Origin of the sequence: Nostoc sp. (assembly GCF_036916655.1) — a bacterium.
In the GTDB taxonomy this organism is placed as follows: Bacteria; Cyanobacteriota; Cyanobacteriia; order Cyanobacteriales; family Nostocaceae; genus Nostoc.
On the sequence record NZ_JBALFY010000019.1, the window covers coordinates 12,541 to 36,802 of the forward strand.

Consider the following 24,262-nt stretch of genomic DNA (forward strand, 5'->3'; position numbering starts at 1 on the left):
CAACTTTAGATTCTCAATTAATGGCAGAGCGCCTAGAATCCCTCAAGGCTGGAATAGTTGGAGGTTTTTCGCTATTTTCTGCCTTTGCGCTCGCCAGTCTTTTAAATACTTTCGTACTTGCGAAGTATTTTCAGACACTCGTAATTCTGCAAATTGATGTGAATTGGCACTTGTGGGTAAGTGGTGCGATCGCAACTTTTATTGGTTTCTTATTTGGTGTTACCTACCGTTATATCATCCGCTCAGATCAAAATCCTCAACTCAAAGCTGGCGGTGTATTGGCTTTTGGCTTGGTGCGGGGATTAACTCAGATAGAACTTGGCTGGAATTCCAATAGCACGATTTGGCCTTTTTTGGTGTTGGCGGCAGAAAGTTTATTGTGGTTTGTGTTGGCTGCCATCGCTCTTGATCTCGCTATTCAATTCCGTTGGATTAAACCTTTTTCATCAATCTAAATTCTCTTTGTCAAGTTCTTATTTGGTAGAGGGTTGTGCTTCAAATAGATAAAAAAGCCTGTAAGCATCACGCTATTGTAGTATAATAAATACAACAAAGTTACAAAAATTATGTATTTTTCGAAAAATACGTATAAATAATAACTATCTTTAATTATCCAATACTCAATTACATAATATGAATACTAAAATATCCGACTATTATTTGATAATCGATCTTGAAGCTACGTGCTGTAACAGTAGAACTATTCCCCGTCACGAAATGGAAATCATCGAAATTGGTGCGGTGATGCTCAATCGAACAACGTGGGAAATTGATTCTGAGTTTCAGCAATTCATCCAACCTGTGAGACATCCACAACTGACAGATTTTTGCACCGAATTGACTAGTATTCGGCAGCAAGATGTTGACGAAGCACCAAAATTTTTAGAGGCAATTTCTCGCTTCAAAGAATGGATTTATTCATTTCCCAACCATATTTTCTGTTCTTGGGGCAATTACGACAAAAAGCAATTTATTCAAGATTGCGCGTTTCATAATTTCTCTTATCCTTTTACTTCAGAACACATAAATATCAAAGAGGAATTTTCAGAATATCTTGGCGTATCTAAAAAATTTGGTATGGCACTAGCTCTCAATGAGTTGGGAATAGAATTAAAAGGCACACACCATCGTGGTATTGATGATGCCCGCAACATTGCAGCTATCTACAGACAGATGAAAAACAAACAACTAAGCTGAATAATCAAAAATTATTAGCTCGACTTTATCCATTTTTTTCGCAACGTGATCGCTATTGCTGAAACCTATGTGGGATAGTAGTTTTACTTTTTGAACTTTATCTATGCTCTGTGACGTAGAAAAAGAAAAAGTATTTGCCAAAAAGCCACGATTTTTACCAGATAAAGAAACTGAGTTCTTAATTTTGGATAAAGTCGAGCTTAGTCGTGTAGCCTAGCTAAAGGACAAGATGCCCACCCTACAAGATTGGGTAATTTATTGGAAGTCCCTTAGCGCAACGGGGCATAGCCCATTCTGAATTCTGCTGTATATTTAATTATGCCTACCTGCTTAATCAAGCTTTTCCAACCTACATCTTTATAAATCTTCAGATAAAAACTAACCACAAATCCAAAATTCGTGTAAATATAAAGAAAAGCTTAAGAGGTTACAGGCTTCATGGTAACTGCTAAAATGATGCAACAGCTTTGGGCTGTAATCGAATCTACCCAAGTCAGCACCCTGCTCCAGTTTGATGATGCTGCTTTAATACAATTGCTCCTCCAGCAGTTAAAAGCGAAACAAGGGCTTGATGCCCAGGCAGATACAACTCTTAACACTTATATTAAATCTAAACTGCCCCTAATTCGCGATACGGCTGAAGGCAGATTATCTTTAGGGCAAGGCGGCAATCATTAATACGATAAATCAAATGATTGATCACTGCCAAGCATACGCTCAGAGTTCAAACAGTGCAATATTATGAATCACTGGCTAGTAATTGCCCTAGTAGCTTATCTAATTGGAGCAGCGATTGAAGGGGTGAGTACAGTCAGTCAGCTATCTCATTCAATGCCAGAACTCGCTAAAAGTACACAAGCTAATCCTTCAGAATCTTCTACTGAGCCTAGTTCGAGTTGGCGAGTTGTGGTAGCCATCGCCTCAGTCAGCATTTGTGGAGCTTTTTTGTGGCCGTGCCGTCTTTTTCACCGTTTAATTAAAGGTAACGTTCGTCCATAAGCGCAAAATAGCAATGCAGTAATTGGGAAGCCAAACTCCCTCAACCCCGTTTCATAGAGGGAGTTTGGCTTCCGCTGATCTATCATGCAGTTTGTTCGGGTTCTGTCGCTACAGTTTGCCCAATTTTTGGTTCTGTTCCCGCAAACAGTCGTTCGATATTAGTGCGATGGCGCAAAATCACATACAATCCACCAGCAATCCCAAACAGAATATAGGGTAAGGGTTGATGTAAAAATACCATAAGAATGGAAACTGCGATCGCACCTACAATTGAACTCAAAGAGACAATCCGTGATATTGCCACAACCACGGCAAACACACCCGCTGTTGCTAAACCTACCTGCCAACTCATTGCCAATAAAATCCCTAAGCTGATAGCAACGGATTTACCACCGGTAAAGCCTAAAAAAATTGATTTACTATGTCCCAGGATGGCGGCTAACCCAGTTAAAGTTACAATCCACGGTTGCCATAGTTGTGCATCTACCGCTGGAGGGATAAAATTTTGATTAGAGGCAAAGTTGAGCAACCAGTAAACTAGAGCGATCGCTAATACTCCCTTTAAGGAATCAAGTACTAAAACCAATGCTCCTGGCCCTTTACCCAAGGTTCTTAGTACATTAGTTGCGCCAGTGGAACCAGAACCAATTTCTCGAATATCAATACCTTTTAACTGCTTCACAGCAATATAGCCAGTGGGAAAAGAACCCAGCAAGTAAGCTATGACTACAATTGCCCCGCACAGAGTTAACCAAATAGCCATAATACAATTCAAAATTCAAAATGACTCTCGTTCGCTCTTAGCGTCTCCCCTTGGGAGAAGACTCGCTAACAAAATTCAAAAAAGTCAAGAGGGATTACTCTTGACCAATGACTCATTTAAAAATCATCATCATAGTTTCTCACTGTTTTGGGGTCAGGAGCAAAGGCTAACCACAGGGGAAATTGCAGCAGTGACAAACTGATTTGTTCTTCTGAATCGTCAATGATAATTAAGGGCAGTTGATTGGCTTTCGTCAATCGCTCTGCTTTCTGAGCAAGAGCATCAGATGCCTCAAATAATACCACACCCCGGTCTGGGCCGAAGTCTGGGCGACCGATTCCGAGACAGTCTTGCAAGCCGCGCCGCCATTCACCTAATCGCTCCGGTGTATTAGCTAAGACTAGAGTACGGACGCGATCGCCATACAGCTTGTGTAATATCGAAATTGCAGCTGAGGCAATTAGGATATTCTGCAAGCGGCTACCCATTGTCCGCAAACCACCCCGTCCCCCTTGGGTAAAAAACCAGTTAGAGATTCGTTCAGCATGGATTGGTTCAAAGGTGCGACGTAGTTGCCACGGTGGGCCATAATAATCTGGTTTATTGCGGTATTGATCAATTAAGCGGCGAATTTGCTTGGTAGTATCTTGAAACTGCTGTTGGGCAAATTGGGGTATTCCAGGCTGGGATTCAACAGGTTTAGCCTCTTTTACAGCTGGTTTTTCTCGTTCTATTACCACACTTGGGGTCAGTTGCAACTGTTCAGCGGCAACGGCCAAATCTTGTAAACTACCCGTGAGATAGTCTTTAAAACCCTGCACCCGAATAGCCAAGTCTTGAGATGTACCAGCAAAAGTGGTTCGCATCTCGTTGCGGATACGTTCTTGACGGCGTTCTAGTTGTTCGACAGAAATTTGCAGAGTTTGCTTGCGTTGTTCCAACTGCAACAGTGACTCTTGTACAATTCGCCCCAGTGAGGTTTGAGTTTCACTCACCTGTGATTGCAGGTTTTCATAAGAAGCTTGCAGCTTGGCTATTTCTTCCTTAAGAGATGCTTCAGCGCTTTGTAACTCTGCCACTCGCTGCTCTGCTTCTGCATATAATAAATTATTTCCCGATCCTATTTCAGACCCCAGCGCGACATTTTCCGCTTCTAACTGCGCTACAAACTCGCCATCTGAATTTTCTGTTAGCTCTACTGTAGAATCGACAACTTCTGCATTAGAAATGAGTGGCTCAAAAGTCGTGTAGCCTTCTGATGAGCTAATGGCTTCTGTTTCTAGCACTGACTCAACAGATGAATTTACTGGATGTTCAACTGCATTGTTCTCTTCTGGTTTTTCTGTCAATTGCTCATCACTTGGTTCTGGGGTTTGAGATGCCTCTAGGTTCATAAACAATAGTGTAATTCCGATGACGCGAATAAATAGCTTTCAGAAATATTACAATTGACCTGCCATAAAAATCCTGAGCATGAGTGCTAAGTTACGAGTTTATATCAAAACGACTCAGCACAGATGGTACTCAGCACTAAAAACGCGGACAACGTTGTTCTAAGCAAGTTTTCAATGTGTTGGGGTCAAATAAAATCGGCAAAAAGTGAATGCTTTTAATTTCTTTAAAATAAAACAGGATGGGTACTCGATTCCAGAATATCCGCCAGTTTTGCCATTCCTGGTAGGGAAAGCGCCGAATCAACTTTTCGCCTCTGTAAATATCTAAGTCGGTGACGGTAAATTGCAAACGCAGCGTTAACGCCTGAAACATGAGAAACAAACCAAACAGCGTGAAAAGGGAACCTACCCACGGTTGTACCAATAGTAGTGGAATCGCGGCAATTACCAACCCTATAGGTATATTGTAACTAGGCTTGAGTTCCACAGTGGATGTGGAGTTAGGAGTAAATAAACTGGTCAAAGTCTTAAATCCTGCTTTATTTAGTAGGCATATCTCCTATTTTAGGAGTCAGGAGTTAGAAGTTAGAAGTTAAGAGTTAGGAGTGAGAAGTTTTAACTCATAACTCCTAATTCCTCACTCCTCACTTTTATAGTCCGATGAATGCACTGCCAGTTCCCTGAAACATCAACCAAGAAAGAAAGAAGTTGCTCACAAATATAATTAGTAAGGCAGTCACAACAGCAGTTGTAGTTGACTGTCCTACACCTTTAGCACCTCCTGTTGTCGTCAGCCCCCAACTGCAACCAATTACGGCAATTAAAATACCAAAGCAGCACGCCTTAATCATGGCGCTAAAAATATCCCAGATACCAAGAAAGTTACGGGCTGAGTCTAGAAAGACCGTATCAGATAGATTGTAGATAGTTGTCGCAATTATTAATCCCCCAAACATCCCTGTCACCAAAGACAGAAGGGTTAAAATTGGCAGCATTAAACAGCAAGCAAGGACACGGGGAATAACCAGGTAATCGATTGGATCTGTTTTCAACATCAACATAGCATCGATTTGTTCTGAGACTCGCATGGTACCGATTTCTGCTGCAAAGGCAGAACCGACTCGCCCCGCCAAAACCACTGCTGTCAACACCGGAGCGAGTTCTCGCGTCAACGCAACAGAAAGCACTCCGCCGATAATGTTTCCTGCGCCAAAGTTGATGAATTCCCGCGCCACCTGAATAGTAAACACAGCACCAACAAAAATAGCCGTCAGTAGGGCAATAAATAAAGAATCTGGCCCAACTGCCGCCATCTGTTCTAAGGTGTTGCGCCGATGGATTTTGCCTCTCAATAGGTGAACTAGTACTTGCCCACCCAGAAAAATCGCTGCCAGCAATCGCTGACTCCATTCCCTTAAACTGGATTTGGATGTAGTCTGGTTCAATGTTCTGTAGCTAACTCGGTAACTGCCTTAAGAATAGCGGAAGTAATGGGGAATGGGGAATGGGAATTGAGAAGAGACAAGGTAGACAAGAAACCCGGATTTCTCACGCATAGTGTAGGCTTCAGGGGAAGAGGAGTGTGGGAGGAGATAAGGGAGAGACTTGTTCAATAATTCCCCCTTGTCCCCTTTGTCCCCTACTCCCCTAAAAAGGCTGAATATTAACTTAGATTAAAGATGCTCTCAGAAAATGAAGCTGTTATTAAAGGTGCTGAAAAGCAATAAATAAGTGGTACTCTTTGCTGTAACCTTAATTTTGCAAGGCTTTTGTAGATTTAAGCTGTTTATAATCTGCCCAGCATGGGCTGTAACTGATAGCCGTTTATTTTAATGAAAACTTAAGATTCTTGACAGATTGTCTGCTCTGGAGCGATCGCACGTATTGTAGAAAATGACAAACCGCTATCTAGCTCTTGTCATCTCTACTCACGGAGTGTGTCCTAAATGACTATTTTGACTAACTTTCTCCGCTCCCTAGTACTTACAATCATTTTTAGTTTTGTCGTTCCCATGTTCTTCGTTGGCGGGGGGTTGCTCTTTCTATCCCTCATTGGCCACTTCCCTGGCTTACAAGAGTTAACTGAAGCGATCGCTACTCAGATTATGCGTTTTCTCGCCACCTTCGGCAGTGGAACCCCCCTACGCGGATTATTCGTAATTAGCTTGACCTGTAGTTTCGTTGGGGGACTGTTTGATATGTTCGTATGCTATCGGTATCAAATATTACGGATAGATTCTTGAGTAGTGAAATAGCTTCGTCAGGAGATTATTGGGCTTTAGAATACAGGAAAAAGTGATATTTCCAAGATTGAAAGTACTACCGAACTTAACCCCAATAGAGATTAGTGCTGCGGAATGAATTTTTATTAATTAAATACAGTGTCGAAGTAATTGATTAAATATTTATTATTTTTTAGTTATTAGTGATTAATTACTAACAACTAGTAAAGGTGCGCGACTATACGCAAATAATTTTCAACCAGTTTAAAAACCTAGAACACTAAGGGTTTATAAATTTTTAATTTTGTCAAATAGCTAAAATAGTCTTTCTAAATTACCAAGTTAACGCTAAACTAGAGTTTGGTATTTTTTATTAGCTGCAATCTGGAAGGATTTGATTAGCATTTATTGAGAATATCAAATAAAACTCACTAAAAAATATAAAACAGGAGTCAGAATACAGAATTCAGAATACTCTACCCATAAAGGGATAGAGTTTTAAGGCGAGAATATTTTAATTTTTTCGCCCACCAGGGGCGAAAGCCGATAGTGGGACGTACCCCTACGGGGAAATAGCTACGCAGTAGAGTCTCTAAGAGTTGTATGGTTTTAACCAATATTCAGACGCAACTCGAAAACACTCGCTTGCCGCCGACGCTATCATCCAATCGTACAGAATTAATACTGTTAGCGGATAGCTAAGGTTTAGCCCATTCTGACTCCTGAGTTCTGAATTCTTCTTATAAAAATTTCCTTAAAATCCCGATGCTCACAATGCCTGCTCATGTTTCTTAACGAGCAAAGCAGGTCGTTTAACCGTTAGGCATCTTATATTGAATTTATTACGAGGTATGTTGACAGCTCATGGTATGGCCGTTTAAGCCCAAGTTTAAAAAACAAATTGCGCGGATTGAAATTACTGGTGCGATCGCCGGTGCTACTCGCAAACGCGTCCTAGAAGCCCTGAAAACTGTAGAAGAAAAAAAGTTTCCGGCATTATTGCTCCGCATCGATAGTCCTGGCGGTACAGTCGGAGATTCCCAAGAAATCTACAGCGCCCTGAAGCGTTTGCGCGAAAAAATCAAAATCGTCGCTAGCTTTGGCAATATTTCGGCTTCTGGAGGAGTCTACATCGGCATGGGAGCCGAACACATCGTCGCCAACCCAGGTACGATTACGGGTAGTATTGGTGTGATTCTGCGTGGAAATAACTTAGAACGCTTGCTAGACAAAATTGGTGTTTCCTTCCAGGTAATTAAGTCTGGCCCTTACAAAGACATTTTGGCTTTTGATCGGCAACTTACTCAACCAGAAGAAATCATCCTGCAAGAGTTGATTGACACAAGTTATCAGCAGTTTGTCCAAACGGTAGCAGATGGCCGTTCTTTAACAGTAGAAGCTGTGAAAAGTTTCGCCGATGGTCGGATTTTTACTGGACAGCAAGCCCTAGCCTTGGGTGTTGTCGATCGCCTGGGCACAGAAGAAGATGCCCGTCGCTGGACAGCAGAACTAGTCGGACTTGATCCAGAAAAAACTCTCTGCTATACCCTAGAAGAACGTAAACCCTTATTGAGTCGCCTTCTACCAGGGAGTCGTCAGTTCTCATCAGGAATTCGATCTGGAATTGATTGGCTCGAATTTGAAGTCTCTACTAGTGGTTTGCCTCTGTGGTTATATCGACCCTAATATGAGTTGGAAGTTAGGAGTGAGGAGTTATGAGTTAAAAATCTTAATTTCTCACTCTTAACTCCAATTCCTTACTTTTGTGTTTTAAGGAGGATTTTGGCGTGGACTGGCAAATGCGGGCTATTCGCGGAGCAACAACCGCTTCAGAAAATACTGTTGAGGTAATCCGAGAGGTAGTTACAGAACTACTAGATGAACTGGAAAACCGGAATCAATTCCAGCCGGGGGACATGATCAGTGTGACTTTCTCTGTGACACGCGATTTGGATGCGATTTTCCCGGCTGCGATCGCTAGATCGCGTCCTGGTTGGGATAATGTAGCCATGTTGGATGTGCAGCAAATGCACGTCGAAGGTAGCTTACAGCGCTGCATTCGGTTTTTAATCCACGCCTATCTACCAGCGTCCGCCTCAATTCATCATATCTATTTACGCAACGCCGCTAGCTTGCGTCCCGACTGGAGTTTGCCTCAGGCTTTACAAACATCACAGCCAGTAGTTAAGTCAAAAGTGTAAATTATTTAAATAAAATATATTTAACAAACAGCCTCCCAGTCTCAGCCGTGAGCAAGCGATGTCTACGAGGGGTTACGCCGCTCTCGAATTAGCAAAGAAAATGCTGGTGTGGAGGAATAATTCGGTTCGATTAAGGTTTTTTGATGACAATTATTAATCGCCAAAGACGAGATAAATCGCCGTATCTACAAAGGACTGATTATTGAAAGGACTGATTATTGTAGAGACGGTGATTCATCGCGTCTCTTGCCTTAACCGAACAGTATTGGGTGTGGAGGAATAATTCAGTTCAACAATTAATAATTCGATTGAACAATAACCTCTAAAGAGTACGATTGTACCAATTAAAGGTGCGATCGCTTCCAGAGGTTATTTTTATAGTTGTTGAAAAATCTTTTTAGTTTAATTGAGCGTAATATTCTTCGCAACACCGTTGCTATGTTCATGCTTGTTTTGACTTAGCGGTAAAGACTCTTGAGAAAGGGATTCTAAAAATTTAACTGCTTTTAGTAAAGATTCTCCCGATAATTCTTCCAGCAGTCTTATTGCTCTTGAGCGAATTTCTTCACGTGGAGTCATGGGCAAGTTGACCTCATTTACATCTAGCTTCAACTGTAATCCAAGTTTTTTGTCTTCCTCTCTGCCTAAAGTCTTATCCTTGCAGCTTTCTCGCTGTTGTAACTCTGAGCTAGTTATGAGCCGGGGAATCGTGGCGATATCATAATCATCCGGCTCTAATAATATTTTGAATGCTTGAAAACATCGAGTGAGAGAGTATCGATCAACTTTGTTGCTACAGCTAAAAATCTTACACAGGGTATGAGAGTCTAAACCTGTCTTAACACTCATCAATCTGAGTGTAAATCGCTTGTTGCCGTTTTCATTAAATTCTGTTTGTTGTTTTGCTAACTCAAGTTTATGTAATCCTTTAGGCGTAAGAATTACACCACGTATGCGTTGTTTTGGAAGCATAAAGAAACAGTTGGATTTGATTTACGCAACACTTTAGGCAAAAAAGAGAGTCAGCCGAAAGGGAAAATCACAACTTCCAATGAGCATCCGGTTTTGGCAGATAGTTTTTTGATACAACCCATATAGGGGTGCTTATTCTATTTCTTCCAAAAGTGGATGCGCCCAAATTACGCTCCTAAAAGTTCGATTTTAGAAATGTTATTCAACAGTAAATTTTTGATAGTCAGAGTATATGGATATCAGATGGAGATTGAACAGAGTATAACAGACAAAATTTGTGATTTTAAATACTGCAATTTCAAAAAAACACGTAGCTTTAATACTATGTAACTAAATTAGTTTTTCTGAGTTTTAGATAATTTTTCCTTCTTTTTGGCGAAAAATCAATATTTTAATTTGCTAAAAACCTCAATTTATCCCGTATTTATGCAAGTAGCAATGTTGTGATCTCATCTGCTCAATTTCTCAGTTGTTGAAGAAATTGCTACTGATGGTTTAGAGCAACAATTGTAATAATTCTTAATTTGCCTGTGCTTAAGTTGGCAAACTTCCATTGCTTTAGAGGTATTGCAAAGTGTATTATCTTACTACTATTAAAAATCACTTAACCAAAATTAATGACCGATTGTAATGCAGAAAAATCTCAAACTAATCTGACTTTTCACGGCATGGTGAAAAGGGTATTTTTAGGGTTTCGCAATCCCTGATTTTTACGTTCTTCATTGTCAATAATTTTAGACACATCTTGGCAGACAATTTATGCTTTCCGCCCCGAACAAATTATCCTTCGGGTGACACACAATCATTTAAATTTCAGGGATTAAAAACATGAAATTTGTTAGTGGTAAAAAAGGTCTCAGCGTGAAGAAATTCTTCAGGCGATATTTGATAATACCATTGCTTTTTGCAACATTTCTCTTTGGAATTTTTACAACATATGCCATTGCCGAAAATACTGCCTCCCAAGGTTGTCCCATTTCTAACGAAAAGGTAAGTTCTACTATTAAAAATGGGAGAATTGAGTCTATTGCCGCAGACCAATCTAGTTTACAAGTTCAGTGCAATCCTCCCAATCAGTCTGATCCAATAACCATTTCTGTCAATAAGCCAGAGCTTAAAGCAACTTTGCAAGGATTTTCGAGTGGCGATAACGTTAATCTTACTTACACCTCTGAAAACGATCTTACAGTTATTTCTGTGGTGAAACCAGTAATCAATGGCATAGAGGGGTTTCTGGCACTTATACTTACTGGATTTGGGCTTTATGTGATTTCCTTTTTGATTGTAAATTTTGCGTGCAAAAAAGACTTGAATAAAATTTTTGTTGGTCAGGACAACCGGCTTAGTAATTCTAAGTCTCAAATGGCAATTTGGTTTTTTGTTCTTCTAGTAGGTTACATCTCCTTAAGTTCTTTGCGTGTCATACATGGTGGTCTAGGATTTGTTGGGGGAATCGGCATCCCTCAGAACCTTTTGCTTCTATCAGGATTAAGTGCTTTGACCTATGGGGGAGCAAAAATTATTACTCAAAGTCAAGTTAACAGCAAACCGAATAGTAAACCGAGTAGTAAGAACGTGGTAAGTCTGACTGATTTTGTCACTGATGATGATGCTAATATAGACTTTGGCGACCTCCAAATGAGTTTTATTACTCTCCTTGCCATTGTGGTTTATCTACTACAGTTAATTAACTTTTTAGGTGTCCTCGAACTCCATCGTTTGGTAACATTACCTGATGTAGATACGACGATATTGTCAATATTTGGTATCAGTCAAGCAGCCTATCTTACGAAAAAAGCCGCTGTTGCTAATGGAGCGAAAGAACCGCTACCGACACCAATTGTAAGTGAGTGACCAGGACACTGAAGAGGCAATCAAATTGTTTCAAGAGAAGAACGGCTTAGATAAGACTGGAATTGTTGACTCGAAGACTAGTGAAAAATTAGGGTTGTATACGAACCACTTATCTTCCCTGTAGCAACTTCCGCCTTCATGTTTGGGTGTTTCGCGCACCCTGTAGTAGCTTCCGTCTTCACGTTTGGGTGTTTCGCGTACCCTGTAGCAGCTTCCGACTTTAATATAATGGGAGTTTAATTACTGCGATCGCATCCATCACTAACCAAAATTACTGATTTGGCTTTGTTTGGAGAGCGATCCAAGTGGTTATTGAAATCAAAGATTTGTGTAGAGTTCTTGCACTAAAGCATCCATTTCAAGCTTCTTTTAATCTTGGGTTCCTGAAACCATTATCAAATTATTCGTTGTATTCGGTTGAAGTTCTCTAGGATGTTCTGTTTGAATGAATTCATCAAACAATTTGAAAAACTGCTCTAGTGCAGTGTCTTCATCTTGGGAAAAAAATAAAATAATCTGATCCCAAGTCTGATTGGAAGTTAAATTAAATTTTTGCTGAATCCAGGTTTGAAATGCTGAAAATTCCTGTTCTTGTTGTGTTTGAGGGATTCCTATCTGGCGACGGGCAAAGCAGTAACCTGCAAGAAAAGTGCGGAGATTGGATATAGAAGGCCGTCCTAAATACATAGCAGGACGTTTCCGTATATTGTGGATTAGGTCATATAAATCAACCATCTGTCCCTCTTGCTTAAAAATCGGTTTCGGTGATTTGGAAATTGCCGCCCAAATCTAGAGCAGGGCAGTATAGGTTATTAATCCAGTCTACTCTGGAAATTCCTTCAGGGTGGATGTTGTCAAAAATGAGTTCTTGCCCATTAATTTCAACGGCGATCGCTTCATGTAGCCCATAATAATAGAAATGTTTTGTTGGAGGCGTTCATGGTAAATGTTGCAGAAAGGATCTTCTGTACTACCTGTGAACAGACTAATCTGTTTACCAGAAATGTTTTGATTAATCAGGAATTGGCGCAGGGCAATAGCACAGGAAACACATTGAAAAACTTGGAATTGTGAAGCGATCGCACTTAATTTACTTTGAAGGCTGGCCTTGGTCATGATGTACTTGTGTCAATTTCCCAGTGCTACCCATTAGTGAGCTTAGTTGCAGCCCCAACCTAAGCATCGCTTTATGCAATAACTCTATTCTTTTTGATGATGAAATCTAATTCCTAAAAAGATGTCGTAAACAAACTCAAAAAAGTCCTTTTTCTGCAACAATCCTGAAGTTTGATAACATCCTTTTTCATCTAACAGTGGTTTCATCACATAGTACGCAGGTTGATAATTATACCAAGGAATAGAAGGCCACAAATGATGAATTAAGTGGTAATTCTGTCCCATAATCAAGATATTGAGAACTTGGTTCGGGTAGACACGAGCATTTTTCCAGCGATCGCGCTCGGCAAAAGGACGATGGGGTAAATAGTCGAAAAATAATCCTAGTGCTATCCCGACTACAAAAGCCGGTATAAACCAAAAATTGAGAATGTAACCCAAAAAGTGGTGTTGCACTGAGATATAAACAATTACGCCAACAATTAAACGGCTGATGAACCATTCCCATAGCTCATATTTCCGCCACAGTCGCCGTTGAAAGAAAAATACCTCATGGTACAAAAACCGCACTGCAATCAGCCACAGAGGCCCACCCGTAGAAACATAATGATCTGGATCGTCTTTAGGATGATTGACATGACCATGATGCTGCAAATGTACCCGCGTAAAGACTGGAAAAGCAAAAGCTAGCATCAACGCACTGCCATGCCCTAACATCGCATTCATCACTCGGTTGCGATGGGCAGATTGGTGACAGGCATCATGAATTACTGTTCCAGCACAATGCAAGGCAATCGTGTTAACGCTAAAGCATAGCCAATGCGGCCATTCCCAAAGCCAGTAACCAAAGTTGGATAACACCAGCATGGATACAGCAACAGAAAACAACAGCAGCGTCGGATTAAAATCACCAGGAGGCGCTAAAAATTCCTTGGGTGGGATTGTCAGTGGCTTTTGTGCCTCCGATGCGATCATCTCTAACATTGACTCCTTCTTGAGCAGACATTACGAATATACGATAAATATTAGTGAATAATAAAGTTTTGCAAAGTTTTGTATAGCAAGATTTATCCGCAGCTTTGAATATCAGCAGATGAATAACGCTATGATTCCAGACGAAGCCTAGTCTTTGCTGATAAGTGGGATATGACAATCGGCAAAAAGTTTATGCAACAAACTCCTTCTTAGGGAGGATGGATACAAGATTAATGTACTATATCTAGTCTATACCACAGCCCTCACTCTCCCATAAACCCTCATCTAACTGCTTATATCTTATTGATATAGGAGTGACTGAAAAGGAGATGCCACTTAAGTTACGATGACTTCCCAGATAGCTCCCTAACTTCAGCCCTTATGCAATTACGAGATTCTCTGCGCCGGACAAAAATTGTCGCTACTATTGGCCCCGCTACTAGCAGTCCTGAAATGCTCAAGGCGATTATTGAAGCGGGAGCCACGACGCTGCGGCTAAACTTCTCCCACGGAACTCATGCCGACCATCAGCGTAGTATTCGCTTAATTCGGCAAACCGCTTTTGAATTAAATCAGCCAGTGGCTATTCTTCAAGACTTGCAGGGCCCAAAAATTCGCTTAGGAAAGTTTGACAACGGGTCTATAGTTTTGGCAAAAGGCGATCGCTTCACATTGACAAATCGTCCAGTAGTAGGTACTCAAGAAATTAGCTGTGTCACCTACGATTATTTAGCCGAAGAAGTCCCAGTTGGGGCAAAAATTCTCCTCGATGATGGACGAGTAGAAATGGTTGTAGAGGAAATTAACCGGGACAAAGGTGATTTGCATTGTCGCATCACCGTGCCTGGAAAACTTTCCAACAATAAAGGCGTAAACTTCCCCGGCGTTTACCTGTCAATTAAGGCAATGACCGACAAAGACCGAGAGGATCTAATGTTTGGTCTAGATCAGGGTGTGGATTGGGTGGCACTTTCCTTTGTCCGCAATCCCCAAGACATGATCGAAATTAAAGAACTAATTTCTAGTACAGGCAAGCAAGTACCAGTGGTTGCCAAAATCGAAAAGCACGAAGCCATTGAACAAATGGAGGCGATTCTGGCTTTGTGTGATGGCGTGATGGTTGCCAGAGGCGACTTAGGGGTGGAATTGCCAGCAGAAGATGTGCCGGTACTGCAAAAACGGCTAATTGCCACAGCAAATCGCTTGGGAATTCCCATCATCACCGCTACTCAGATGTTAGATAGCATGGTGAGCAATCCCCGTCCTACTCGCGCTGAAGTATCGGATGTGGCCAATGCGATTTTAGACGGCACGGACGCGGTAATGCTCTCCAATGAAACTGCTGTGGGTAGCTTCCCAGTAGAAGCAGTGGCGACGATGGCGCGAATTGCCGAACGTATGGAACAGGAAGAAGCGCAACACTTAAACCTACGTTCTACCAGAGATGCCCGACGCTCTATTCCCAATGCGATTAGTCAAGCTGTCGGTCAAATTGCCGAACAATTAGGTGCAGCGGCAATTATGACCCTAACCCAAACCGGGGCAACCGCTCGCAATGTCTCTAAGTTTCGCCCTCACACACCAATTTTGGCAGTGACACCCCATGTAAATGTGGCACGACAGCTACAGATGGTGTGGGGAGTTAAACCGCTGTTGGTGTTAGGATTACCTTCCACAGGTCAGACGTTTCAAGCTGCGATTAACGTGGCTCAGGAACTTAAGTTGCTGTCTCAGGGAGACTTAGTAGTGATGACTGCTGGTACACTCCAGGGAATTTCTGGCTCTACAGATTTGATTAAGGTAGAAGTGGTGACGGCGGTACTAGGTCACGGAATTGGCTTGGGACAAGGTTCAGTAAGTGGTCGCGCACGGGTGGCTAATACAGGGATGGATGTGAGTAACTTTAATCCTGGAGATATTTTGGTTGCATCCCGCACTAGTGCCGATTTTGTTGAAGCAATTCGGAAAGCTGCCGGGATTATTACCGAAGAAGAAAGTCTCACAAGTCACGCGGCAGTAATTGGCTTGCGTCTCGGTGTACCAGTGATTGTCGGCGTGAAGCAGGCAACGCAGGTGATCCGAGATGGGGCGATTATAACGCTGGATCTGCAACGGGGTTTGATTTACTCTGGGGCGGTGAGAACGGCTTAGGATTGGGGACTGGGGATTGGGGACTGGGGTTGGGGACATGGAGAAGAGTTTTATCAATACCAATGCCCAATAAATACCTCATATCCCATACCCAGTCCATTTATTAAACCGCAACCGAGAGTCATTAGTAAGAAAGTCTGTGAAACGCCACGCCCGATTAGTGGGCGTGGTTTAAATTAGCCTGAAGTCAAGAAAGTTATTTTCGCCCACTAATCGAGCAAGGTATATACCAAAAAACTCTTTATCAATGACTAATGACTAATGACTAATTAAACAGTTGCGATCGCAGCCCCAAGCCATCCAGCAAAGTTTTGTTGCTGTTTGGAGTTAGGATGCTCAACAGGCTTTACCTGATATCTAGTTGGACGTGGTGATGCGAGGGTGATGGAATAAATACGCAGTTCGTCTTGGTGGAAAACTGCGACTTCGATTTTATCGTTTGGTTGATAATCTTTTAGGCGATCGCTTAAGCCACCCGCAATTATCTTAATCCCATCAATTGCTAACAACTCATCACCTGCATCAATTCCCCCTACTTGTGCAGGTGAACCAATTTCCACAAACTTCACGATCTCCCGCCCATTTTCTGTATTTATTCTCACGCCCAGGTAAGGTTCTTCCTGCCCTTCGGCTACCAACTGCAAGCCGAAGGGTTCTAGATACTGATTAAATGGCAAATCTTCAGTACTATCAATGTAGCGTTTAAAGAAATCAGTCAAATCGATTCCGGCGACAGATTCGATAACTTTCTGCAACTGTTCTGGGGTATAGCCGATTTCATCTTTCCCAAATTGCTGCCACATTTTCAGCATCACGTCATCAAGGGAGCGCTGATTGTTGTGAGTAGAGCGAATCCGCAAATCCAGCAACAACGATACCATTTCTCCTTTTAAATAGTAAGAAATTTGGGAATTACCGCTATTGGCATCAGGGCGATAGAGTTTTATCCAGGCATCAAAACTCGACTCGGAAACAGGTTGTACCTTACGCCCCGGTGTTGTTTCATATCTGGTAATTTCCTTACCCAAGTTATTCAAATACGACTTCACATCATAAATTCCTGCCCGCAAAGGAATTAACAAGTCATAGTAACTAGTAGTACCTTCACAAAACCATAATGATGGTGTGTAATTTTCTTGGTCGTAATCAAAAACCTCTAATGCTTTGGGGCGAATTCGTTTGACATTCCACAAGTGAAAAAATTCGTGTGCAACTAATTGCAGAAAGCGATCGTACTTTTCTTGAGCGCGAAACCCAAAACGTTGGTAAATTAAAGAGCAAGAGTCTTTATGCTCCAAACCGCCAAAAGCTTGGCTAAATAAATGTAGGAGAAACACATATCGTTCATAAGGCAAACCGCCGAACATCTGCGCTTCTACCTGAATAATTTTTTGAATATCAGCAATCAATTGCTGAACTTGGTAATTACCTTGCCCCCAGATTGCCAGTTCATGGGGTTTTCCCAAAGCCTCAAATTTATACAATTGGTGGCTACCAATCTCAAAGGGAGTATCCACCAAAGTATCAAAATCGCCAGCCAAGAAAGTATTTGTTTCTTCAGCAACGGGTGGTAAGGCAGTAGTTACGTGCCATTCTGGGCGTGGTGGTACGACAGTGACGCGAATGGGTTGCTTATCCCAGCTTGGTATTCTAAAAAATAGTGCCGCACCGTTGAAATAACCGTGAGTGGTATCGAGGTGATTTGTTCGTACCGATAGCTCATTGGCAAAAACGCGGTAACGTACAGTTAATTCTGAAATACCTGTTTTGTCTACCTGCCAGTGGTTTTTACTAATCTTCCGCCAAGATAAAGGCTTATCTTCTGCAAAAGCCACAAAATCCTGTAAATTCTTGGCGTATTCCCGAACCAAATAGGAACCGGGTGTCCACACTGGCAGTTTTAAATCGAGAATCGGTGAGGGATAATTCACAAGGCGTAAAGTCACTTCAAACAGATGGGTTTCTGGTTGGGACATTGCCACCAGGTAATGAATCGTTGGCCCGGTTTCCTGAATGTAGGTGTTGGGACGAATTGCTGTTGCTTCAGTCATCTTGTGTGCTGAGTTAAGATGTGTAATTTTTACCATCATGACAAATTTACCGAAGAAGAATTCAGAATTTAGCAGCCCCAATTTTCTGCAAGCCAGTTTCAATTTCTGAAACCAGCCTGACAAAAGCTTTAGAAAAGGCTAGGTTATGTGTTAATCACAAGCCGCATCCCAGCAGCGATGGTAAAAGAATTAGCAATTTGCACCCGTGGACTAACTAAGCAATTTGATCGGCACGTTGCTGTTAATAATGTTGATTTAGAGATTCAGGCGGGAGAAGTATATGGACTGATTGGCCCGAATGGTGCGGGTAAAACAACTCTCATCCGTATGTTGGCAACTGCTGAGGAACCAACTACAGGTGAGATTTATATTAATGGCGATCGCCTACTCCGTGACAAGAGTAACCCCAAACTCAAGCGTCGTCTAGGCTACTTACCCGATGACTATCCACTGTATGAGGATCTAACAGTCTGGGATTACTTAGATTATTTTGCGCGTCTGTATCGTTTGCAAGAACCACGCCGTACTCAACGCTTACATGAAGTTTTAGAACTAATTCAACTTGGAAATAAACGTAACAGTCAGATTTCCACTCTATCGCGAGGGATGAAACAGCGCTTAAGTTTAGCGCGAACTATTATCCACGAACCAATTTTACTATTACTAGATGAGCCTGTTTCTGGGCTTGACCCCATTGCTAGGATGCAGTTTCGCGAAATCATTAAGGCTTTGCAAGAAGCTGGGATGACTGTCATCATCTCTTCCCACGTTCTTAGTGATTTAGCAGAACTCTGTACTTCTGTAGGAATTATGGAACTTGGCTTCTTGGTAGAAAGTACTTCCCTACAGCAACTTTATCAGCGTCTTGCTCATCAACAAATTGTGTTATCAACTCTGGGGAATCTAGAGACACTTTTGAGCGAACTTAAACATCATCCTTTGGTAGAAGAGTGGGAGGTGATATCAGGAAAAAACAGTGTGCGGGTGAATTTTTCGGGCAAAGATGAAGATAGTGCTGAGTTATTGCGATCGCTCATTAAAGCAGGTATTCCTCTGACTGATTTTCACTGCACACAAGAAGACTTAGAAAGTATTTTCTTAAAATTAGGTCACAAACAAGCATCTTAATTCGTCAATAAATATCACTCCCCATTTTTGGAGAATTTTTTACTATGATGCTCAATTTAATAGACAAAATCGGCGATTGGAACCCACAATTATTCCGGGAACTCAAAGGGCGACTCAATTTTTTTAATGTCGCGATCGCAGTTACAGTATCCTTAGTACTACAATGGTTACTTGTTTCATATCAGTTACGAGAATTTGCCGATGATAATTGGTGGCGAGAGCATTGGGAACATACATTCCTGACGCTGAGTGTAATTTTTATATTTACACTATTAGTTGCAGGAACTTATTTGCTAATCAACGATTTAGCAAAAGAAGAAACTCGCGGTACACTGAATTTCATCCGTCTCAGTCCCCAATCAGAAACAAGTATATTGACTGGCAAGTTGCTAGGAGTTCCAAGTTTAATTTATCTGTTCATTTTAGTAGCACTTCCTTTACATTTATGGGCTGGGTTTTCTGCCCAAATTGCCTTTAATTACATTTTGATTTACTACGCAATCGTTGCTGCTAGTTGTATTTTCTTCTACAGTGCTGCACTACTATTTGGTTTATTTAGCCGTTCCTTTAGTGGTTTTCAGCCTTGGCTAGGTAGTGGTCTGCTTTTGCTTTTTTTGTTCATCACAATGGTGGTGGCATCGTCTGACAACAGAACTTTAAATAATTCAACTGCTTGGTTTAGACTGTTTAATCCCTGGGATGTAACAAATTATCTATTTCCTAATTTGTTTAATTTATCCGATGGTTCTCCCCTGACAAACTTGCAGTTTTTCTATTTACCATTAGGGACGAGTGTTGTTAGTGTTATTGGTTTCTATTTACTGAACTTTGGATTATGCAGTTACGGTATTTTCCAAGCTCTTAAACGTTGTTTCCGTAATCCTCAAGCGTCAATAATCAGTAAGGAACAAAGTTATTTTCTAGTAGCATTTTGCCAGTTGATGATGTGGGGATTTAGCGTCCAAATTAGTCTAAATAATGAAACATGGGATGAACGGTTTGCGGGAAATCTCGTTTTGCTGGCAGTGTACAACTCCCTCTTGATTTTAAGTTTAATTGTCGTTCTTTCCCCTCATCGTCAAGATGTACAAGATTGGGCAAGATATCGATATCAGGGAGTTTCTAGCCGCAAAAACTTATGGCAGGATCTAATTTCGGCTGAAAAAAGCCCTGCACTTGTGGCGATCGCTATTAATCTGGCAATTGTGACTATCCCCTGGCTAGTTTGGATTTCATTTACATCTATTTTTGATACAAACAATGGCCAAAGTTGGCTGAGTAACGATATAGGTAGATTTAAAGTACTTTTAGCTATAGCTTTGTCTATCAGCTTAATGATGATTTATGCTACCATCACCCAATTCATACTTTTGCTAAAAACTCCCAAGCGTTCTTTCTGGGCAGTTGGAACTTTAAGTACAGCAATGTTTCTACCACCGATGATTCTACAGTTTATCGACATCCCCCCATCGAAATATCCTACTGTCTGGTTATTTTCAACTTTTCCTTGGGCAGCTATAGAATACTCTGGGGTAACAACAATTTTTATGGCGTTCCTAGCTGAGTTGAGTGTTCTAGCGTTGTTAAACTTCCAGTTGGCAAGGCGCGTTAGATTGGTAGGTGCATCTGCTACGAAAGCGTTATTGGTAGGACGTTAAATTAGATACCCGACTTCTTAAATAAGTCGGGTATCTAATATCTTTACAATTTAATAATTATGTTAAATATCCCTAATCAAGACTTACGTCATAAAGCTATTCAGTTTTTAGAACAAAGTCCCCCGCAGCGTCTACAAGTTCTTAAAAAGATGGGCATAGCTCGTTATGATTTTTTAACTAAAATACAACTCAATGAAGCCAATATCATTTGTATGATGCGGTTTTTCAAGTATCCAAGTCAGTTAAAGTTTCCGAATCTTATTGGAGCAGATTTATCTGGTTTAATTTTAGATGGTGTCAACTTCATTCGAGGAAACTTATCAGAAGCTAATCTACAAAGTAGTAGTTTAGTCAATGCAGACCTCTTATTTGTAAATTTTACGAAAGCTGACTTGAGAAATGCAGATTTACGAGGTGCAACTTTGAATGAGACTATTTGGTTAGAGACTATCGTGGATAAGTGTGAGTTTGGGGTAGGTACTGGGTTAGATTATCTGCAACGTCAAGATTTACAACTACGCGGAGCTAGATTTAATTCTTGAGAAGACACAAAAAATTATAAGATTATTGAGTTGAAATTGACTGGATAAGTTAATGAGTATTAAGTTACCCCAAAAATTGATGTTGCTGGGTTCAGGAGAACTAGGCAAAGAATTTGCGATCGCGGCTCAACGTCTTGGTAATTATGTGATTGCTGTTGACCGCTACGCCAATGCTCCGGCAATGCAGGTTGCTGATGCTTATGAAGTTATTTCTATGCTCAGTGCTGATGATTTAGAAGCTGTAATGACAAAACATCAGCCAGATATCATTATACCAGAAATTGAAGCAATTAGAACAGAAAAACTGCTCGAATTTGAACAGCGAGGGATTACAGTTATACCGACTGCGGCTGCTACTAATTATACAATGAACCGCGATAGAATTCGGGAACTGGCACATCAACAATTGGGCATTAGAACAGCTAAATATGGTTATGCAACAACTCTAGAAGAATTGATTGCTATTTCGGATAAAATTGGCTTTCCCAATGTTGTTAAACCTGTGATGTCATCATCTGGGAAAGGTCAATCTGTAGTGCAAGATAAGAGTGAAGTTGAGAAGGCTTGGAATTATGCGATCGCTAATTCTAGAGGTGACAGTCAAAAGGTCATCGTCGAAGAATTTATTAACTTTGAAATTGAAATAACTTTACTGACTATTAAACAATGGAATGCACCCACAATTTTCTGCTCTCCTATTGGTCATCGCCAAGAAAGAGGAGATTATCAAGAATCGTGGCAACCCGCAGAAATTTCTGAAGACAAGATATTAAAAGCTCAAGAAATAGCGATAAAAGTTACTGATGCTTTAGGAGGAGCCGGAATTTTTGGCGTTGAATTTTTCATTACCAAAGATGAAGTGATTTTTTCAGAACTTTCTCCCAGACCCCATGATACGGGAATGGTGACGTTAATCTCACAAAATCTCAATGAATTTGAACTCCATCTACGAGCTATTTTAGACTTGCCAATTCCTCATATAGAGCAGTTAGGAGCCTCAGCCAGTGCAGTGATTTTAGCTTCAGAAAAATCCGATTCTATTGCTTTTAGTGGTGTCGCCGACGCTTTGTCAGAAAAAGATGTAGATATTAAATTATTTGGTAAACCTAATGCTCATCCATATCGACGAATGGGCGTAGCTTTGGCAAAGGGCGTTAATGTCCAAGAGGCTAGGGAAAAGGCTACTAAAGCCGCAAGTAAAATCACAATTATCTAAATTAGGGACTTCCAAATAAAAAAATATTCAATTAACTCTTGTGGGGTGGGCATCTTGCCCGCCCAGTCTATTGGGTGGGCATCTTGCCCACCCCACAACATTGGATAATTTATTTCTTAGAGTATGGGCGGATAGCTGTGCATTGGGCGAATGGAATTAGCGGCTATACAGGCAAAGTCCGCCTCCGCTGACTAACGTCAAATTAAGGTTTTTAACCCACGGAGGTGGGTTTTGTTTGTGTAGACGCGGTTTCTAACCGCTATCTCGTAACACTGTTAGGCGAATTAACCGCAGCAACCGGGTTCGTCTGATTCAGGTAATTGTAAACAAGTTGGGAAACTTGACGAATAAAGTCTCTCCCCCTGCTGTCTTTATAGGGACGGGTAACGAAGATGGAAGCTAAGTAGCGCTTACCATTGGGCATAGTAATAAATCCCGCGTCACCGATGAGAAAGCCAATATCTCCGGTTTTGTTGGCAATGACAGCACCTTTCCCCAAACCTGCGGGAAGCAGTGTGTGAATTGTGGTGTGGCGCAGAATATCTAAGGCTTGTTCTCGACTCTGTAAAGAAACTAGCTTATTGTTCACAACCAAAGCCAGCACCCGCGCCATATCTTGAGAACTAGTGGTGTTGGTTCCTCTCAAGTCAGCTAAAAGATGGCGAATTACTGTGTCTTTCAGTCCCCAACTACGGAAACGCTGATTTAGTTTCGCCGCTCCACCTAAGCGATCAATAATCATGTTGGTGGCGGTATTATCGCTAATGGTAATCATCTTAGTGATGGTTTCCAAAGCTGTATACTTCTTACCAACTCGTTCATACTGCATACTTCCAGAACCATTAGTAACTAAGTCACGCCGCATCGTCAGGTTTTCCTGAAGGGTGACTTTACCAGCATCTAAATCTTGGAAAAAGGCGATGAGTATTGGCAGTTTGATTGTACTAGCAGCGGGGAAAACGCGATCGCCTCCAATATCTAAATAATCGCCAGTATCCAAATCCAGAAAAAACATTCCTGTTTTCAGAAAACTATAGCGATTCATCAAGGCTTTAATTTGAGGTTCCAGCGCTTTCATCGGTGAATGCATGGGAACTACGCCAGCAAAGAGAGTGCTATTATCATTCACTCTTGGATAAATACTCGGAGTTACTTCTAAATATTGCGGCTGGATTGCAGTCTGTTGTATTGGTTTGGGTAACTGCACAGACCAATGATTAGGAGATTCCTCTTGCAGTTGCACCTGTGTTAAATCAAAGGTGTAACCAGGTACTAAAGTAACTACCATGCGGGTAGTATCTGCGTTAAACTGCTCGATGCGAATGTCTTTGATTACTAATCCCACTCTTTGACTAGTCTGTGGATATCCTAATGTAACTCCAGGCAAATCAATTACCAAACGAGTCGGGTTGTTAAGTAATTGTACTTTCGGTTGAATGTTCTCATCTGTGGTGAAGTCCAGATGATTACGATTGCTATCAAAATGCCAATTGGCGATGGCTACGCCCGCCGCAGGCATCGCACCATTAGCTTTAACAATGGAACCAAACAGGAGCAAGCTTAAGAAGCTGGGTAGAAACCAGCTAAATTTTACAATGTTTTCTTTGTGTGTGAGTAGCATCCGCGATCGCTTTGTGTGTGAGGAAGATTTTAAACGAACAAAAGCCGCCCACCATTAAAGCACAATTATAAAAATTTTTGTAAATTATGCGCTTATACGAAAAAGCATCTGTTAAAACAAGTATTTAATTTAATCAGTATATGAGCTTTCCGCGATCTTCTACGGTTACTAAAAATTCCAGATTATTGGGAAAAAAGATTTA

The 24,262-nt window shown here is 41.2% G+C and carries 25 protein-coding genes; 14 read left to right on the forward strand and 11 right to left on the reverse strand.

The annotated features are described in order from the left end of the window. Positions 1-20 precede the first annotated feature (20 nt). The 4 genes from V7L31_RS04275 to V7L31_RS04290 all read left to right on the forward strand — a co-directional run bounded on the left by V7L31_RS04275 (position 21) and on the right by V7L31_RS04290 (position 2,196). Positions 21-455, forward strand: coding sequence for a hypothetical protein (locus V7L31_RS04275; RefSeq protein ID WP_334695259.1), 435 nt, complete (start codon positions 21-23; stop codon positions 453-455). A gap of 178 nt (positions 456-633) precedes the next feature. Continuing rightward, positions 634-1,197, forward strand: a complete 564-nt coding sequence (locus V7L31_RS04280; RefSeq protein WP_334695100.1) for a 3'-5' exonuclease — start codon at positions 634-636, stop codon at positions 1,195-1,197. 438 nt (positions 1,198-1,635) lie between these two features. After that, positions 1,636-1,875, forward strand: coding sequence for a hypothetical protein (locus V7L31_RS04285; RefSeq protein WP_179063724.1), 240 nt, complete (start codon positions 1,636-1,638; stop codon positions 1,873-1,875). A 63-nt stretch (positions 1,876-1,938) separates the two neighbouring features. Continuing rightward, positions 1,939-2,196 (forward strand): hypothetical protein, encoded by a 258-nt coding sequence (locus tag V7L31_RS04290; protein WP_334695101.1) that lies wholly within the window; start codon positions 1,939-1,941, stop codon positions 2,194-2,196. Between the two features lie 82 nt (positions 2,197-2,278). Here the strand turns inward: V7L31_RS04290 and plsY are convergent, their stop codons facing one another. The 4 genes from plsY to V7L31_RS04310 form a co-directional block, all read right to left on the reverse strand. Then, positions 2,279-2,959, reverse strand: coding sequence for a glycerol-3-phosphate 1-O-acyltransferase PlsY (gene plsY / locus V7L31_RS04295; protein WP_334695102.1), 681 nt, complete (start codon positions 2,957-2,959; stop codon positions 2,279-2,281). Between the two features lie 116 nt (positions 2,960-3,075). After that, entirely contained in the window at positions 3,076-4,353 is a 1,278-nt protein-coding gene (locus V7L31_RS04300) for a DUF3086 domain-containing protein (protein ID WP_334695103.1), read from the reverse strand. Between the two features lie 136 nt (positions 4,354-4,489). Continuing rightward, positions 4,490-4,876 carry a DUF3119 family protein gene (locus tag V7L31_RS04305; protein WP_334695104.1) on the reverse strand — a complete coding sequence of 129 codons (387 nt, stop codon included), beginning with the start codon at positions 4,874-4,876 and terminating at the stop codon, positions 4,490-4,492. A gap of 127 nt (positions 4,877-5,003) precedes the next feature. Continuing rightward, a complete protein-coding gene (locus V7L31_RS04310; RefSeq protein WP_179063719.1) occupies positions 5,004-5,798 on the reverse strand; it encodes an MlaE family lipid ABC transporter permease subunit in 795 nt (264 codons plus the stop codon). Between the two features lie 501 nt (positions 5,799-6,299). Here V7L31_RS04310 and V7L31_RS04315 point away from each other — a divergent pair. The 3 genes from V7L31_RS04315 to aroH all read left to right on the forward strand — a co-directional run bounded on the left by V7L31_RS04315 (position 6,300) and on the right by aroH (position 8,776). After that, a complete protein-coding gene (locus tag V7L31_RS04315) occupies positions 6,300-6,596 on the forward strand; it encodes a hypothetical protein (protein WP_334695105.1) in 297 nt (98 codons plus the stop codon). Positions 6,597-7,439: 843 nt separating this feature from the next. Next, on the forward strand, positions 7,440-8,261 hold the full coding sequence (gene sppA / locus V7L31_RS04320; protein ID WP_334695106.1) for a signal peptide peptidase SppA: 822 nt from the start codon (positions 7,440-7,442) through the stop codon (positions 8,259-8,261). Between the two features lie 101 nt (positions 8,262-8,362). Beyond that, the gene (gene aroH / locus V7L31_RS04325) at positions 8,363-8,776 is read left to right on the forward strand and encodes a chorismate mutase (protein ID WP_334695107.1); all 414 of its coding nucleotides are present in this window, start codon (positions 8,363-8,365) and stop codon (positions 8,774-8,776) included. A gap of 402 nt (positions 8,777-9,178) precedes the next feature. On the opposite strand, the gene V7L31_RS04330 is transcribed toward aroH, so the two are convergent. Continuing rightward, positions 9,179-9,748: a hypothetical protein gene (locus tag V7L31_RS04330; protein ID WP_334695108.1), complete on the reverse strand. Its 570-nt coding sequence runs from the start codon at positions 9,746-9,748 to the stop codon at positions 9,179-9,181. 828 nt (positions 9,749-10,576) lie between these two features. Here V7L31_RS04330 and V7L31_RS04335 point away from each other — a divergent pair. Both V7L31_RS04335 and V7L31_RS32525 read left to right on the forward strand, forming a co-directional pair. Beyond that, on the forward strand, positions 10,577-11,602 hold the full coding sequence (locus tag V7L31_RS04335; protein WP_334695109.1) for a hypothetical protein: 1,026 nt from the start codon (positions 10,577-10,579) through the stop codon (positions 11,600-11,602). Continuing rightward, on the forward strand, positions 11,595-11,726 hold the full coding sequence (locus V7L31_RS32525; protein WP_442938171.1) for a peptidoglycan-binding domain-containing protein: 132 nt from the start codon (positions 11,595-11,597) through the stop codon (positions 11,724-11,726). The genes V7L31_RS04335 and V7L31_RS32525 overlap by 8 nt, the downstream gene beginning before the upstream one ends. Before the next feature lie 245 nt (positions 11,727-11,971). Here the strand turns inward: V7L31_RS32525 and V7L31_RS04340 are convergent, their stop codons facing one another. The 4 genes from V7L31_RS04340 to crtR all read right to left on the reverse strand — a co-directional run bounded on the left by V7L31_RS04340 (position 11,972) and on the right by crtR (position 13,693). Then, positions 11,972-12,337 (reverse strand): hypothetical protein, encoded by a 366-nt coding sequence (locus V7L31_RS04340; RefSeq protein WP_334695110.1) that lies wholly within the window; start codon positions 12,335-12,337, stop codon positions 11,972-11,974. Positions 12,338-12,350: 13 nt separating this feature from the next. Next, positions 12,351-12,482 (reverse strand): papain fold toxin domain-containing protein, encoded by a 132-nt coding sequence (locus V7L31_RS04345; RefSeq protein WP_334695260.1) that lies wholly within the window; start codon positions 12,480-12,482, stop codon positions 12,351-12,353. Beyond that, complete coding sequence (locus V7L31_RS04350; RefSeq protein ID WP_334695111.1) at positions 12,425-12,718, reverse strand: papain fold toxin domain-containing protein; 294 nt, start codon at positions 12,716-12,718, stop codon at positions 12,425-12,427. Before V7L31_RS04350 ends, V7L31_RS04345 begins: the two co-directional genes overlap by 58 nt. Positions 12,719-12,802: 84 nt before the next feature. After that, on the reverse strand, positions 12,803-13,693 hold the full coding sequence (gene crtR, locus V7L31_RS04355; protein WP_334695261.1) for a beta-carotene hydroxylase: 891 nt from the start codon (positions 13,691-13,693) through the stop codon (positions 12,803-12,805). A gap of 381 nt (positions 13,694-14,074) precedes the next feature. On the opposite strand from crtR, the gene pyk reads away from it, so the two are divergent. Beyond that, positions 14,075-15,844 (forward strand): pyruvate kinase, encoded by a 1,770-nt coding sequence (pyk, locus tag V7L31_RS04360; RefSeq protein WP_334695112.1) that lies wholly within the window; start codon positions 14,075-14,077, stop codon positions 15,842-15,844. 269 nt (positions 15,845-16,113) lie between these two features. Here the strand turns inward: pyk and V7L31_RS04365 are convergent, their stop codons facing one another. After that, entirely contained in the window at positions 16,114-17,895 is a 1,782-nt protein-coding gene (locus V7L31_RS04365; protein ID WP_334695262.1) for a M61 family metallopeptidase, read from the reverse strand. A 177-nt stretch (positions 17,896-18,072) separates the two neighbouring features. Between V7L31_RS04365 and V7L31_RS04370 the strand changes: the two genes are divergently transcribed. Genes V7L31_RS04370 through purT form a run of 4 tightly spaced genes read left to right on the forward strand, consistent with a single transcriptional unit; the run spans position 18,073 to position 22,439 of the window. After that, complete coding sequence (locus tag V7L31_RS04370) at positions 18,073-19,023, forward strand: ABC transporter ATP-binding protein (protein ID WP_334695263.1); 951 nt, start codon at positions 18,073-18,075, stop codon at positions 19,021-19,023. Positions 19,024-19,067: 44 nt separating this feature from the next. After that, positions 19,068-20,681, forward strand: coding sequence for an ABC transporter permease (locus tag V7L31_RS04375; RefSeq protein WP_334695113.1), 1,614 nt, complete (start codon positions 19,068-19,070; stop codon positions 20,679-20,681). A 59-nt stretch (positions 20,682-20,740) separates the two neighbouring features. Beyond that, a complete protein-coding gene (locus V7L31_RS04380) occupies positions 20,741-21,223 on the forward strand; it encodes a pentapeptide repeat-containing protein (protein WP_334695114.1) in 483 nt (160 codons plus the stop codon). A 52-nt stretch (positions 21,224-21,275) separates the two neighbouring features. Next, the gene (gene purT / locus V7L31_RS04385; protein ID WP_334695115.1) at positions 21,276-22,439 is read left to right on the forward strand and encodes a formate-dependent phosphoribosylglycinamide formyltransferase; all 1,164 of its coding nucleotides are present in this window, start codon (positions 21,276-21,278) and stop codon (positions 22,437-22,439) included. A 259-nt stretch (positions 22,440-22,698) separates the two neighbouring features. Here purT and V7L31_RS04390 read toward each other — a convergent pair whose 3' ends face one another. Beyond that, positions 22,699-24,060, reverse strand: coding sequence for a serine hydrolase (locus tag V7L31_RS04390; protein WP_334695116.1), 1,362 nt, complete (start codon positions 24,058-24,060; stop codon positions 22,699-22,701). Between the last annotated feature and the right edge of the window lie 202 nt (positions 24,061-24,262).

Coding starts and splice junctions, on each gene's coding strand:
- V7L31_RS04275 (WP_334695259.1), top strand. CDS start 21: ATGGCAGAGCGCCTAGAATCCCTCAAGGCTGGAATAGTTGGAGGTTTT.
- V7L31_RS04280 (WP_334695100.1), top strand. CDS start 634: ATGAATACTAAAATATCCGACTATTATTTGATAATCGATCTTGAAGCT.
- V7L31_RS04285 (WP_179063724.1), top strand. CDS start 1,636: ATGGTAACTGCTAAAATGATGCAACAGCTTTGGGCTGTAATCGAATCT.
- V7L31_RS04290 (WP_334695101.1), top strand. CDS start 1,939: ATGAATCACTGGCTAGTAATTGCCCTAGTAGCTTATCTAATTGGAGCA.
- plsY (WP_334695102.1), bottom strand. CDS start 2,959: ATGGCTATTTGGTTAACTCTGTGCGGGGCAATTGTAGTCATAGCTTAC.
- V7L31_RS04300 (WP_334695103.1), bottom strand. CDS start 4,353: ATGAACCTAGAGGCATCTCAAACCCCAGAACCAAGTGATGAGCAATTG.
- V7L31_RS04315 (WP_334695105.1), top strand. CDS start 6,300: ATGACTATTTTGACTAACTTTCTCCGCTCCCTAGTACTTACAATCATT.
- sppA (WP_334695106.1), top strand. CDS start 7,440: ATGGTATGGCCGTTTAAGCCCAAGTTTAAAAAACAAATTGCGCGGATT.
- V7L31_RS04330 (WP_334695108.1), bottom strand. CDS start 9,748: ATGCTTCCAAAACAACGCATACGTGGTGTAATTCTTACGCCTAAAGGA.
- V7L31_RS04335 (WP_334695109.1), top strand. CDS start 10,577: ATGAAATTTGTTAGTGGTAAAAAAGGTCTCAGCGTGAAGAAATTCTTC.
- V7L31_RS04340 (WP_334695110.1), bottom strand. CDS start 12,337: ATGGTTGATTTATATGACCTAATCCACAATATACGGAAACGTCCTGCT.
- V7L31_RS04350 (WP_334695111.1), bottom strand. CDS start 12,718: ATGACCAAGGCCAGCCTTCAAAGTAAATTAAGTGCGATCGCTTCACAA.
- crtR (WP_334695261.1), bottom strand. CDS start 13,693: ATGATCGCATCGGAGGCACAAAAGCCACTGACAATCCCACCCAAGGAA.
- pyk (WP_334695112.1), top strand. CDS start 14,075: ATGCAATTACGAGATTCTCTGCGCCGGACAAAAATTGTCGCTACTATT.
- V7L31_RS04365 (WP_334695262.1), bottom strand. CDS start 17,895: ATGACTGAAGCAACAGCAATTCGTCCCAACACCTACATTCAGGAAACC.
- V7L31_RS04370 (WP_334695263.1), top strand. CDS start 18,073: ATGGTAAAAGAATTAGCAATTTGCACCCGTGGACTAACTAAGCAATTT.
- V7L31_RS04375 (WP_334695113.1), top strand. CDS start 19,068: ATGATGCTCAATTTAATAGACAAAATCGGCGATTGGAACCCACAATTA.
- V7L31_RS04380 (WP_334695114.1), top strand. CDS start 20,741: ATGTTAAATATCCCTAATCAAGACTTACGTCATAAAGCTATTCAGTTT.
- purT (WP_334695115.1), top strand. CDS start 21,276: ATGAGTATTAAGTTACCCCAAAAATTGATGTTGCTGGGTTCAGGAGAA.
- V7L31_RS04390 (WP_334695116.1), bottom strand. CDS start 24,060: ATGCTACTCACACACAAAGAAAACATTGTAAAATTTAGCTGGTTTCTA.